Source organism: Streptomyces sp. NPDC102406, assembly GCF_044765725.1.
Taxonomy (GTDB): domain Bacteria; phylum Actinomycetota; class Actinomycetes; order Streptomycetales; family Streptomycetaceae; genus Streptomyces.
The window spans coordinates 1-12,431 of the sequence record NZ_JBIWKP010000007.1; the positions used below are offsets into that span (position 1 = coordinate 1).

At 69.0% G+C, this 12,431-nt stretch carries 11 protein-coding genes; 2 read left to right on the forward strand and 9 right to left on the reverse strand.

Features of this window, described 5'->3' with window-relative positions:
• Positions 1 to 400: 400 nt before the first annotated feature.
• From ACIRF8_RS25930 to thyX, 3 genes are all read right to left on the reverse strand, one after another.
• On the reverse strand, positions 401 to 2,086 hold the full coding sequence (locus ACIRF8_RS25930; protein ID WP_404218226.1) for a ribonuclease J: 1,686 nt from the start codon (positions 2,084 to 2,086) through the stop codon (positions 401 to 403).
• Between the two features lie 139 nt (positions 2,087 to 2,225).
• Complete coding sequence (dapA, locus tag ACIRF8_RS25935; protein WP_404218228.1) at positions 2,226 to 3,125, reverse strand: 4-hydroxy-tetrahydrodipicolinate synthase; 900 nt, start codon at positions 3,123 to 3,125, stop codon at positions 2,226 to 2,228.
• Positions 3,126 to 3,355: 230 nt separating this feature from the next.
• Positions 3,356 to 4,096 carry an FAD-dependent thymidylate synthase gene (gene thyX, locus ACIRF8_RS25940; protein WP_404218230.1) on the reverse strand — a complete coding sequence of 247 codons (741 nt, stop codon included), beginning with the start codon at positions 4,094 to 4,096 and terminating at the stop codon, positions 3,356 to 3,358.
• Between the two features lie 222 nt (positions 4,097 to 4,318).
• Here thyX and ACIRF8_RS25945 point away from each other — a divergent pair, with 222 nt between their 5' ends.
• Both ACIRF8_RS25945 and ACIRF8_RS25950 read left to right on the forward strand, forming a co-directional pair.
• Positions 4,319 to 4,558 (forward strand): hypothetical protein, encoded by a 240-nt coding sequence (locus ACIRF8_RS25945; protein ID WP_404218233.1) that lies wholly within the window; start codon positions 4,319 to 4,321, stop codon positions 4,556 to 4,558.
• Between the two features lie 105 nt (positions 4,559 to 4,663).
• Entirely contained in the window at positions 4,664 to 5,218 is a 555-nt protein-coding gene (locus ACIRF8_RS25950) for a hypothetical protein (protein WP_404218235.1), read from the forward strand.
• Between the two features lie 80 nt (positions 5,219 to 5,298).
• Here the strand turns inward: ACIRF8_RS25950 and ACIRF8_RS25955 are convergent, their stop codons facing one another.
• The 6 genes from ACIRF8_RS25955 to eccD all read right to left on the reverse strand — a co-directional run bounded on the left by ACIRF8_RS25955 (position 5,299) and on the right by eccD (position 12,415).
• Positions 5,299 to 5,751, reverse strand: coding sequence for a hypothetical protein (locus ACIRF8_RS25955; protein ID WP_404218237.1), 453 nt, complete (start codon positions 5,749 to 5,751; stop codon positions 5,299 to 5,301).
• Between the two features lie 8 nt (positions 5,752 to 5,759).
• The gene (gene dapB / locus ACIRF8_RS25960) at positions 5,760 to 6,515 is read right to left on the reverse strand and encodes a 4-hydroxy-tetrahydrodipicolinate reductase (RefSeq protein ID WP_404218239.1); all 756 of its coding nucleotides are present in this window, start codon (positions 6,513 to 6,515) and stop codon (positions 5,760 to 5,762) included.
• Positions 6,516 to 6,544: 29 nt separating this feature from the next.
• Entirely contained in the window at positions 6,545 to 7,924 is a 1,380-nt protein-coding gene (locus ACIRF8_RS25965; protein WP_404218241.1) for a M16 family metallopeptidase, read from the reverse strand.
• Complete coding sequence (locus ACIRF8_RS25970; RefSeq protein ID WP_404218243.1) at positions 7,921 to 10,137, reverse strand: polyribonucleotide nucleotidyltransferase; 2,217 nt, start codon at positions 10,135 to 10,137, stop codon at positions 7,921 to 7,923. The genes ACIRF8_RS25965 and ACIRF8_RS25970 overlap by 4 nt, the downstream gene beginning before the upstream one ends.
• A 282-nt stretch (positions 10,138 to 10,419) precedes the next feature.
• Positions 10,420 to 10,707 (reverse strand): 30S ribosomal protein S15, encoded by a 288-nt coding sequence (rpsO, locus tag ACIRF8_RS25975; RefSeq protein WP_324768127.1) that lies wholly within the window; start codon positions 10,705 to 10,707, stop codon positions 10,420 to 10,422.
• 193 nt (positions 10,708 to 10,900) lie between these two features.
• Positions 10,901 to 12,415 carry a type VII secretion integral membrane protein EccD gene (gene eccD / locus ACIRF8_RS25980; RefSeq protein ID WP_404218768.1) on the reverse strand — a complete coding sequence of 505 codons (1,515 nt, stop codon included), beginning with the start codon at positions 12,413 to 12,415 and terminating at the stop codon, positions 10,901 to 10,903.
• Positions 12,416 to 12,431 lie beyond the last annotated feature (16 nt).

Genomic DNA, 12,431 nt, shown 5'->3' on the forward strand with positions numbered 1-12,431 from the left:
CCGACCTGACGGCCGGGACAGGGTTGTCAATCTGGCGTTGACTTTTGGCACGCTGTTGAGTTCTCAAGGAACGGACGCTTCCTTTGTACTCACCCGCAGACACTGTCTGAGGCTTTCCTCCGGGCGCTTCCCTTCGGTCTTGCTGTCTTGCGTTTCCGACTCTATCAGATCTTTTCGATCCGATTTCCTCGGGGTCTTGCTCCGCTTTCCAGGATTTCGCTTTCGCGCTTTCCTTTCCGGCGATTCCGACTTTATCAGAGATTCTGAGTCGGAATTTCCGACCCGGTGGAGGCTTCTCCGAGCACGTCGAGTGCGCGGGCTTCCCCCTCGGGCGGAGCCGTAAACCTACTGGAGCGAGGCGCCTCGATGCAAATCGAGGCGCCTCGCTCCAGTACAGCCGTCAGACCTCGACGACGACCGGGAGGATCATCGGGCGCCGACGATAGGTGTCGGAGACCCACTTGCCCAGCGTGCGGCGGATGAGCTGCTGGAGCTGGTGGGGCTCGACGACGCCGTCCTGGGCCGACTTCTCCAGGACGTCCTGGATCTTCGGGACGACAGCGATGAACGCCGAGTCCTCGATACCCGAGCCACGTGCCTGGATGTTCGGGCCACTGGTGATCTTGCCCGTGCTGGAGTCCACCACCACGAAGACCGAGATGATGCCCTCGTCCCCGAGGATCTTGCGGTCCTTGAGCGCGGGCTCACCGACATCGCCGACGGAGAGGCCGTCCACGTAGACGTAACCGGCCTGCACCTTGCCGACGATCTTCGCCTTGCCCTCGACGAGGTCGACGACGACGCCGTCCTCGGCGATGACGATGCGGTCGTGCGGGACGCCGGTGAGGGCGCCGAGCTCGGCGTTGGCGCGCAGGTGGCGCCATTCGCCGTGGACCGGCATCAGGTTCTTGGGCTTGCAGATGTTGTAGAAGTACAGGAGCTCGCCGGCCGAGGCGTGGCCGGAGACGTGCACCTTCGCGTTGCCCTTGTGGACGACGTTCGCGCCCCAGCGGGTCAGGCCGTTGATGACGCGGTACACCGCGTTCTCGTTGCCCGGGATCAAGGACGACGCCAGGATCACCGTGTCGCCGGAGACGATGCGGATCTGGTGATCGCGGTTGGCCATCCGGGAGAGGGCGGCCATCGGTTCGCCCTGGGAGCCCGTGCAGACCAGGACGATCTGGCTGTCCGGGAGGTCGTCGAGCGTCTTGACGTCCACGACCAGGCCCGGCGGAACGCGCAGGTAGCCGAGGTCGCGGGCGATACCCATGTTGCGGACCATCGAGCGGCCGACGAAGGCGACCCGGCGCCCGTACTCGTGCGCGGCGTCCAGGATCTGCTGGATGCGGTGCACGTGGCTGGCGAACGACGCGACGATGATCCGCTTCTGGGCGCCGGCGAAGACACCCCGGATCACGTTCGAGATGTCGCGCTCCGGCGGTACGAAGCCCGGGACCTCGGCGTTGGTCGAGTCGGACAGGAGCAGGTCCATGCCCTCCTCGCCGAGCCGCGCGAACGTCGGCAGGTCCGTGAGGCGGCGGTCCAGCGGAAGCTGGTCCATCTTGAAGTCGCCGGTGTGGACCACCATGCCGGCCGGGGTGCGGATGGCGACGGCCAGCGCGTCCGGGATCGAGTGGTTGACCGCGACGAACTCGCAGTCGAAGGGGCCGAGCCGCTCGCGGTCACCCTCGGACACCTCAAGGGTGTACGGGCGGATGCGGTGCTCCTGGAGCTTCGCCTCGATGAGGGCGAGGGTCAGCTTGGAGCCGATCAGCGGGATGTCCGGCTTCTCGCGCAGGAGATACGGGACACCACCGATGTGGTCCTCGTGCCCGTGCGTGAGGACGATGCCCTCGATGTCGTCGAGGCGGTCACGGATGGACGTGAAGTCCGGCAGGATCAGGTCGATTCCGGGCTGCTCCTCCTCCGGGAAGAGCACTCCGCAGTCGACGATCAGCAGACGGCCGTCGAACTCGAAGACGGTCATGTTGCGCCCGATCTCGCCGAGACCGCCCAGCGGGGTGACGCGCAGGCCACCCTTGGGGAGCTTCGGCGGGGCGCCCAGTTCAGGATGCGGATGACTCAAAAGACTCTCCCTTAAGCATGCGCGCCACGTACCTGTGGGCACGTGGCGCGCATGACGTTCGTGCAGTAGCAGTTGTCGGTGTTCTTCGGTCTTGATCGTGTTCTGTTGATTCAGTTGTGGAGCTGTGCGAAGTCGATGGTTAGAGCTGTACCCCGCCGGCAGCAAGATCGATCTTGAGCTGGGCCGTCTCCTCGGGGGTGAGCTCGACGAGCGGCAGTCGCAGCGGCCCGGCCGGCAGCCCCTGGAGAGAGAGCGCCGCCTTCGTCGTGATGACGCCCTGCGTGCGGAACATGCCGGTGAAGACGGGGAGCAGCTTCTGGTGGATCTCGGTGGCCTTGTGCACGTCACCCGACAGGTACGCGTCGAGCATCGCGCGCAGCTCGGGGGCGACCACGTGGCCGACGACGGAGACCAGGCCGCACGCGCCGACCGAGAGCAGCGGCAGGTTCAGCATGTCGTCGCCGGAGTACCAGGCGAGGCCCGAACGCGCTATGGCCCAACTGGCACGGCCGAGGTCGCCCTTGGCGTCCTTGTTGGCGACGATGCGCGGGTGCTGGGCGAGCCGGACGATCGTGTCCGTGTTGATCGGTACGCCGCTGCGGCCCGGGATGTCGTAGAGCATCACGGGCAGGTCGGTCGAGTCCGCGATCGCCGTGAAGTGGCGGAGCAGGCCCTCCTGCGGGGGCTTGTTGTAGTACGGCGTGACCGTGAGGAGGCCGTGGGCGCCGGCCTGCTGGGCGGCGCGGGCGAGGCCGATGCTGTGGCGCGTGTCGTTGGTGCCGACTCCGGCGACGACGTGGGCACGGTCCCCGACCGCTTCCACAATGGCTCGTACGAGGTCCGCCTTCTCCGCGTCGCTGGTGGTGGGGGACTCGCCCGTGGTGCCGTTGACGATCAGGCCGTCGTTGCCTGCGTCCACCAGGTGGGTGGCGAGCCGCTGCGCGCCGTCGAGGTCGAGTGCGCCGTCCGCCGTGAAGGGCGTGACCATGGCGGTGAGGACCCTCCCGAAGGGGGTCTGCGGAGTCGAGGTCGGAGCCATGGGTAACACGCTACTCGCTGCTCAGTGCCTGGTCCCCCCTAGGGGGACGCGACAAGTCATGACAAAGATGGAGCCCGGCACTGCCTGCTCGGGGGTTCAAGCAGTGCCGGGTCCGTTTGATCAGGCTAGATGAACTTTCTGAAAAGCCGCAATCCGGACACTTCAACCGCCCATCCGCACATTCGTGCCGTCACCGCACCGAATTGATCAAGGGATGGCCAGGCCCAGGATCACGGCGCCACGCGGCCGTTGGCATTGAACGCGGCGTACGTCAGCGGCATGAGCTTGGCCCACTCCGCCTCCATCTTCTCGCCGACCATCTCGATCTCCCGCTGCGGGAAGGACGGGACCTTGGCCAGCTCGTGCTGGGTGCGCAGGCCCAGGAAGTGCATCAACGAGCGCGCGTTGCACGTCGCGTACATCGACGAGAACAGGCCGACCGGGAGCACCGCGCGCGCCACCTCGCGGGCGACGCCCGCGGCCAGCATCTCCTGGTACGCCTCGTACGCCTGGAGGTAGGAGGCCTCCATGGTGCGGGCCGTCAGCTCCTGCTGGGCCTGCGTGCCCTCGACGAAGCGGTACTTGCCCGGGCGGCCCTCCTGCACGAGCTTGCGGTCGGCGTCGGGGACGTAGAAGACCGACTCGAGCTCCCTGTACCGGCCCGACTCCTCGTTGTACGACCAGCCCACGCGGTGCCGCATGAACTCGCGGAAGACGAAGATCGGGGCGCTGATGAGGAAGGTCATCGAGTTGTGCTCGAACGGGCTGCCGTGCCGGTCCCGCATCAGGTAGTTGATGAGGCCCTTGGAGCGCTCGGGGTCCTTCGACATCTCGTCCAGGGACTGCTCGCCCACCGTGGAGACACGGGCCGCGAACAGCACGTCCGTGTCGCTCGCGGTGTGCTTCACCAACTCGACGGTGACATCGCCTCGGAACGTCGGCTTACGGTCTTCAGCAGGGGTTTCGGTCACGACTCAGGAGGTCCTTCCATCACTTCGCTCGGGCGGCGCCCACTCTACGGGCCGCCACCGACAACGGGTCATTCGCTCGCTTCTGGCGACGATCTCCGGCGAACGAGAGCGAACGGCAGGAAACTTCTGTTATTTCGGCGAAAGTGGGCACCCTTTGAGGTGTTCACTCGTCTGTGTAGATGAACACACTTCGTTCGAACCCCTTGAGGAGAAGCACCGCCCATGTTTCGTCGGCGCGAGCCCGTACCGTTCGCCTTCATCGCCGAAGCCGACAGGTTCCGCAGCAACGTCAAGCCGCCTGAGCGTGAGCGTCCCTCCGCGGGACAGATCGCCGGCCGGACACTGGTGGGGTTGACCGTCGTGGCCGGACTCGTGGGCTCCCTGTTGTTCGGGATGCCCGCCCTGTCGGCCGACCAGACGACCCGGCACGTCCACCAGTCCGAAGCCTCCGACGGGCGCTGAAGCCGCCGCACTCGTCCGGACCCCCTGGGGTGGAGCGGCGAAGCACGCCTGGGTAGCCTCACCGGGCACAGCCCCCATCCAGCGTGGATCGAGTGAGGACCTGTCGTGCCCCTGCCCTTCTTGACGGCCGATCGTGCTTTTGACGAGGTCGCGGAGACTGCGCTGCCCTTCGACGACCGGGACCAGTGGCGCCGCCCCTACCGCCCGGGCCCCTACCGGGTCGGGACGGCCGCGTTGCTGCTGCTCCTGGCGTCGTACGTGCTGTTCGCCGGAGTGATCATCGCGGTGGCCGGAGGCCTCACCGCGGCCGGTGTGTGCGGGGTGCTGGCCGTTCTCGTCATCGCGGCCGCGATGCGGCTGTTGCGCATGGGGACCTGGGTCAGCGGGCGGGGTCTGCGCCAGGTCGGCTTCCTCACGACGCGCACCGCACCGTGGGACGTGGTCGTCTCCGCCCGCACGGTGCAGCAGCCCGTGCGCTGGCTGGGGCTGCCGCGCACCGTGCAGGGCCAGGCGCTGATCCTCGTACGACGGGACCGGCAGGGTGAGCAGACGGCGCTGCTGACCAGCCACAACGGTGACTTCCTGGGCCGGGCCACGGCGTTCGACCGGGCCACGGACACCATCGAGGTGTGGGTCGACGAGTACCGGCCCCGGAGCTGAGCGCCTGTCTTCGCGACGTACGGACACGGTGAAGGGGCCCGCGCCGTCGGTCTGACGGCGCGGGCCCCTTCAGTCGTGCCTCAGGCGTCGACCGGACGGCCTTCCTGGAGAGCGATGGCGCGCTGCATCGCCTTACGCGCGCGCGGGGTGTCGCGCGCGTCCTTGTAGGCGACGGCCAGCCGGAACCAGCAGCGCCAGTCCCCCGGGCTGTCCTCCGTCTCGGCCTTGCGCCGGCCGAAGACCTCGTCGGCGGAGTCGCGGTCGATGCGGCCGTACTGGTCGCGGCGCAGCTCGTCGACGGGCAGCCCGCCCTCGGCCTCCAGGAGTTCGGCGAGGCGGTTGGCCTTGCGGACGAACTGGGTGTTGGCCCACAGGAACCAGACGCCGATGACGGGCAGGATCAGGACGGCCAGGCCGAAGGTGATCGTCAGGAGCGTTCCCTGCTGGATGAGCAGGACGCCGCGGTCGCCGGCCAGGACGAAGTAGACGACCAGGACGGCGGCCGTGACCGCGTAGGTGATTTTCGCGCGCATCGCCGCCGTCAGCCGTTCAGGTCGAGGAAGTGTTCCAGGCCGAAGGTGAGCCCGGGGGCCGCGGAGACCTTGCGGGCGCCCAGGAGGATGCCCGGCATGAAGCTGCTGTGGTGCAGCGAGTCGTGCCGGAGGGTCAGCGTCTCGCCCTCGCCGCCCAGGAGGACCTCCTGGTGGGCGAGGAGGCCGCGCAGCCGCACCGAGTGGACCGGGACGCCGTCGACGTCCGCGCCCCGGGCTCCGTCGAGCGCCGTCGCGGTCGCGTCGGGCTGCGGGGCGCTGCCCGCCTTCTGCCGTGCGGCGGCGATGAGCTGCGCCGTGCGGGAGGCCGTGCCGGAGGGGGCGTCGACCTTCTTCGGGTGGTGCAGCTCGATCACTTCGACGGACTCGAAGTAAGGGGCCGCCACCTCGGCGAACTTCATGGTCAGGACCGCGCCGATGGAGAAGTTCGGGGCGATGAGCACGCCGGTCCCCGGGGACGCTTCCAGCCATCCCCTGAGCTGCGCGAGGCGGTCGTCCGTCCAGCCCGTCGTGCCGACGACGCCGTGGATCCCGTGGCGTACGCAGAACTCCAGGTTCCGCATCACGGAGTCGGGCGTCGTCAGTTCGACCGCGACCTGGGCGCCGGACTCGACGAGGGCGGCCGGATCGTCGCCGCGGCCGAGGGCCGCGACCAGCTCCATGTCCTCGGCGGCCTCGACGGCTCGTACGGCCTCGGAGCCGATGCGGCCCTTGGCTCCGAGGACCGCCACGCGCAGCTTGCTCATGTCTTCCCTGATCCTTACGTAGGTGGCTGTTACGCGACCGCTTCGTGCAGGCGCGCGGCCTGCTTGTCCTTGAGCGGGCCGATGACCGACAGGGACGGGCGCTGACCCAGGATGTCGCGTGCGACCTCGCGCACCTCGTCCGGGGTCACGGCGGCGATGCGCTCCAGCATGTCGTCGACCGACATCTGCTCGCCCCAGCACAGCTCGCTCTTGCCGATACGGTTCATCAGCGCGCCCGTGTCCTCCAGGCCGAGGACCGTGGACCCGGCGAGCTGTCCGACGGCGCGGCGGATCTCGTCGTCGCTCAGTCCGTGCTGCACGACCTCGTCCAACTCGTCGCGGCAGATCTTCAGCACGTCGTGCACCTGGCTGGGACGGCAGCCCGCGTAGATGCCGAAGAGGCCGCAGTCCGCGAAGCCCGAGGTGTACGAGTACACGCTGTACGCCAGACCGCGCTTCTCGCGGACCTCCTGGAAGAGGCGGGAGGACATGCCGCCGCCCAGCGCCGTGTTGAGTACGCCCATGGCCCAGCGGCGCTCGTCGGTGCGGGCCAGGCCCGGCATGCCGAGGATGACGTGGGCCTGCTCGGTCTTGCGGCCGATGACCTCCATCCGGCCTGCCGTGCGCAGCGCCTTGCGGCCTCCGCGCGGGCCGACAGGGGCGGCGGGCGGGCCGTCCAGGGCGCCCGCCCGCTCGAAGGCCGCACGGACCTGGCGGACGACCTTGTGGTGGTCGACGTTGCCCGCGGCGGCGACGACCAGGTGCGTCGGGTCGTAGTGCTTCTTGTAGAAGCGGCTGATCTGCCCGCGGTCGAGGGCGTTGATCGTGTCGACCGTGCCGAGGACGGGGCGGCCGAGGGGCGTGTCGCCGAGCATCGTGTGCGCGAACAGGTCGTGCACGCAGTCGCCCGCGTCGTCCTCGGTCATGGCGATCTCTTCGAGGATCACGCCGCGCTCCGCGTCGACGTCCGCCTCCTCGATGAGGGAGCCGGTCAGCATGTCGCAGACGACGTCTATGGCCAGCGGCAGGTTGGTGTCGAGCACGCGCGCGTAGTAGCACGTGTACTCCTTCGCCGTGAAGGCGTTCATCTCGCCGCCGACCGCCTCGATCGCGGCGGAGATGTCGAGGGCGCTCCTGCGGGAGGTGCCCTTGAAGAGGAGGTGCTCCAGGTAGTGCGTCGCGCCGTTCAGCGTGGGCGTCTCGTCGCGCGAGCCGACGTGGGCCCAGATGCCGAAGGTGGCCGAGCGGACGGCGGGCAGCGTCTCGGTGACGATGCGCAGGCCGCTCGGAAGGGTGGTCTTGCGGACCGTGCCGATGCCGCCGGTGCCCTTGATCAGTGTTTGGGTACGGGCGACGGCCCGCGCCTCCGAGGAGGTGCGGGCCGTCGCCTTGGTGTTACGAGACGTCACTTGTCGGTGTCGTCCTTCGCGTCGTCGCCCTCTTCGCCCTCGACCACGGGGATGAGGGAGAGCTTGCCACGGGAGTCGATCTCGGCGATCTCGACCTGGACCTTGGCGCCCACGCCCAGAATGTCCTCGACGTTCTCCACGCGCTTGCCACCGGCGAGCTTGCGGATCTGCGAGATGTGCAGCAGACCGTCCTTGCCCGGGAGCAGGGAGACGAACGCGCCGAAGGTCGTCGTCTTCACGACGGTGCCCAGGTAGCGCTCGCCGACCTCCGGCATGGTCGGGTTGGCGATGCCGTTGATCGTGGCGCGGGCGGCCTCGGCCTGCGAGCCCTGGGCGGCACCGATGTAGATGGTGCCGTCGTCCTCGATCGTGATGTCGGCGCCGGTGTCCTCCTGGATCTGGTTGATCATCTTGCCCTTCGGGCCGATGACCTCACCGATCTTGTCCACCGGGATCTTGACGGTGATGATCCGCGGGGCGTTCGGGGACATCTCGTCCGGGACGTCGATCGCTTCCATCATCACGTCGAGGATGTGGAGGCGGGCGTCGCGGGCCTGCTTGAGGGCGGCGGCCAGGACGGAGGCCGGGATGCCGTCGAGCTTCGTGTCGAGCTGGAGGGCCGTCACGAACTCCTTGGTGCCGGCGACCTTGAAGTCCATGTCGCCGAACGCGTCCTCGGCACCGAGGATGTCGGTGAGGGCGACGTAGTGCGTCTCGCCCTTGATCTCCTGGGAGATCAGACCCATGGCGATACCGGCGACGGGGGCCTTCAGCGGCACACCGGCGTTCAGCAGCGACATGGTGGAGGCGCAGACCGAGCCCATCGACGTCGAGCCGTTGGAACCGAGAGCCTCGGAGACCTGGCGGATCGCGTAGGGGAACTCCTCGCGCGTCGGCAGGACCGGCACGATCGCGCGCTCGGCGAGCGCGCCGTGGCCGATCTCGCGGCGCTTCGGGGAGCCGACGCGGCCCGTCTCACCGACGGAGTACGGCGGGAAGTTGTAGTTGTGCATGTAGCGCTTGCGGGTCACCGGGGAGAGGGTGTCCAACTGCTGCTCCATGCGCAGCATGTTCAGCGTGGTGACACCCAGGATCTGGGTCTCGCCGCGCTCGAACAGGGCCGAGCCGTGCACGCGCGGGATGGCCTCGACCTCGGCGGCCAGGGTGCGGATGTCGGTGACACCGCGGCCGTCGATGCGCTTCTTCTCCTTGATGACGCGCTCACGGACCAGGGACTTGGTCAGCGAGCGGTACGCGGCGGAGATCTCCTTCTCGCGGCCCTCGAACTGCGGGAGCAGCTTCTCGGCGGCCAGACCCTTGACGCGGTCCAGCTCGGCCTCGCGGTCCTGCTTGCCCGGGATGGTGAGGGCGGCGGACAGCTCGGTCTTGACCGCGGCGGTCAGCGCCTCGAGCACGTCGTCCTGGTAGTCCAGGAAGATCGGGAACTCGGCGGTCGGCTTCGCGGCCTTCGCGGCGAGGTCGGCCTGGGCCTTGCACAGCACCTTGATGAAGGGCTTCGCGGCCTCGAGACCGGCGGCGACGACCTCCTCGGTGGGCGCCTCGGCGCCGCCCTTGATGAGCTGGATGGTCTTCTCGGTGGCCTCGGCCTCGACCATCATGATCGCGACGTCGCCGTCCTCCAGGACGCGGCCGGCGACCACCATGTCGAAGACGGCGTCCTCGAGCTCGGTGTGCGTCGGGAACGCGACCCACTGGCCGTTGATCAGCGCGACGCGGACGCCGCCGACCGGGCCGGAGAAGGGCAGACCGGCGAGCTGCGTGGACGCGGACGCGGCGTTGATCGCGACGACGTCGTACAGGTGGTCCGGGTTGAGCGCCATGATCGTGGCGACGACCTGGATCTCGTTGCGCAGGCCCTTCTTGAAGGACGGGCGCAGCGGGCGGTCGATCAGGCGGCAGGTGAGGACGGCGTCCTCGGAGGGGCGGCCCTCGCGGCGGAAGAAGCTGCCGGGGATCTTGCCCGCGGCGTACTGCCGCTCCTCGACGTCCACCGTGAGGGGGAAGAAGTCGAGCTGGTCCTTGGGGTTCTTCGAGGCCGAGGTGGCCGAGAGCACCATGGTGTCGTCGTCGAGGTAGGCGACGGCGGAACCGGCGGCCTGGCGGGCCAGGCGGCCCGTCTCGAAGCGGATGGTGCGGGTGCCGAAGGAGCCGTTGTCGATGACGGCCTCGGCGTAGTGGGTCTCGTTCTCCACTAAAAATTCTCCGTTACTTTCGTCTGATTCGTCTTTTGTCCACTGCTGCCCGTGTGGCAGCGGGACGGGCGGAGAAGCGCGCCGTGAATGCGGGCCGGTCTTCGATCGAAGCTCCCGGGGATCCTCGTGCGTCTCCGGGGGCCACTACCGAGGACCGGCGGCGGCGAGGGTGCGCTTCTCCTCTTCGTACGTCACCAGAGTACAAAGCGCCGGTGACAGTGCGCACGTACGGCAAAGGGAGCGGCCCCCTCAAGAGTGGGAACCGCTCCCCTTCAAGGCGTCTTAGCGGGCGCCGGCCGCACCGCGGCGGATGCCGAGGCGCTCGACCAGCACACGGAAGCGCTGGATGTCCTTCTTGGCCAGGTACTGCAGAAGGCGGCGACGCTGGCCGACCAGGATCAGCAGACCACGACGCGAGTGGTGGTCGTGCTTGTGCGTCTTGAGGTGCTCCGTCAGGTCGGAGATGCGGCGGGAGAGCATGGCGACCTGGACCTCGGGGGAGCCGGTGTCGCCCTCCTTCTGGCCGAACTCCGAGATGAGCTGCTTCTTCGTAGCGGCGTCGAGCGACACGCGTACTCCTCATAGTGTTCTTCGTGGCCACCGAGCGCCCCTGGTCTACATCTCAGGGGAGCTTCCGTAACTCGGAGGCGGGGATACGTCGCGCGCTGCCCCCGACGTGCGGGGTGGGGGCGCGTACACAAACGTCCGTCACACAGCCTACCAGCCGCCGGGAGCGCCCCCGACCGGGTGCGGGACCTCGGTTCTAGCTGGTCATGGCGCGCGCCGACGCGTACACGTCGAAGACCGCGAGGGCCAGCGGGATCAGGGTGAGCAGGACGAACGTCTCGGCGATCTCCAGGAAGCGGCCCCAGAAGGGGGTGACGCCGCGGCGCGGGGTGATCAGGCCGATGGCGGTGACCAGGGCGGTGGCCGCGCCGATGGCCGCGGCGATCCACACCGTGCGGATGTCGAGCGCCGTGGTGTCGTTCTTGGCGGCCTCGTACAGGTAGTCCACCGGGGGGTGCAGCGCGAGGCCGAGGCCGAGGAAGACGAGGGCCGCGAGGCCCGCCGCGAGGGTGGCTCCCACCTGCGCGGTGTAGCGGAACAGGTGGGCGCGCATCAGCATCGCGATGCCGGTGGCGAGGGCCAGGAGCTGTCCCCATACGTTGCTGGAGAAGCCGAGGACGATCGACGCGCCCACGGAGACGAGGGCGCAGCCGCCGACGAGGCCGACGAGCAGTTCGTGGCCGCGGCGGGCCTGGGCGGCGACGCGCTCCGCGTCGACGGCCTCGTGCGGGTCGGCGGGGTCGGTGGTGGAGTCGTAGCCCGCGCGCGCGGGGTTGGGCGGCGCGAAACCGATGGGCAGGCGCGAGAAGCGCATCGACAGGCCGGGCAGGAACGCGAGGGCGCTCACGGCGAGCGGGGCGCAGACGGCGGCCGTCTCGATGGGCTTCAAGTGCGTGAGGATCGCGATGAAGGTGGTCAGGAGACCGATCAGGGACGCGAAGACGAACGCCACGAAGGGGCCGTCACCGCCGGGCGACACCAGGGTGAGGATCACGGAGGCGACCAGGACCGCCGCGCAGGCGAGCAGGAACTGGAGGCGGCCGATGCCCTGGCCCGCGGAAAGCGGCAGCAGTCCCGAGCCGGCCACCGCGATGTTCGGCAGGGCGCCGAGGCCGAGCGCGACCGCCGAGCCGCGATCGGCGTAGACCCGCGCGCGTACGCACGCCAGGGTGACCAGGAGGAGTCCCGCCACGCCGGCGAGGATGCCCTGGAGGCTGTACATGTCGTGGCGGACCTGGGAGTTCCAGGCCACGAAGGCGATCAGCGCGGGCAGGATGCCGCCGGCCACGAGGCCCGCCGCGCGCGTGAGGTCGCCGCTCCACAGGGTGCGGTCCTTGGTGACGGCGGAGGCCACGGCCTCGGAGACGTCGTCGAAGACGGCGGGCGGCAGCGACTCGGCGAACGGGCGCAGCGTGAGCAGTTCGCCGTCCAGGATGCGCTGCGCGGCGAACGAGCGGGCACTGTCGAGCACCGTGCCGTCACGGCGTACGAGGTGGTAGCCGACGGGCGCGCCCTCGGCCGGGCTCTGCTGGGAGAGCCGCAGGATCTCGGGGTACAGGTCGGCGACCGGTACGTCGTCGGGCAGCGCCACGTCGATGCGACTGTCGGGCGCCACGATGGTGACGCGGCAGAAGCCGAGGCCCGTGCCCGCCGTGGCAGGGGCTCCGGTGCCCGTTGCGCCGGCTCGGCCGGTCGGCGCGGAGGCCGTCATGCTCACCTGCTGTTCC

Coding starts and splice junctions, on each gene's coding strand:
- dapA (WP_404218228.1), bottom strand. CDS start 3,125: ATGGCTCCGACCTCGACTCCGCAGACCCCCTTCGGGAGGGTCCTCACC.
- ACIRF8_RS25945 (WP_404218233.1), top strand. CDS start 4,319: ATGTTTCGTCGGCGCGAGCCCGTACCGTTCGCCTTCATCGCCGAAGCC.
- ACIRF8_RS25955 (WP_404218237.1), bottom strand. CDS start 5,751: ATGCGCGCGAAAATCACCTACGCGGTCACGGCCGCCGTCCTGGTCGTC.
- dapB (WP_404218239.1), bottom strand. CDS start 6,515: ATGAGCAAGCTGCGCGTGGCGGTCCTCGGAGCCAAGGGCCGCATCGGC.
- eccD (WP_404218768.1), bottom strand. CDS start 12,415: ATGACGGCCTCCGCGCCGACCGGCCGAGCCGGCGCAACGGGCACCGGA.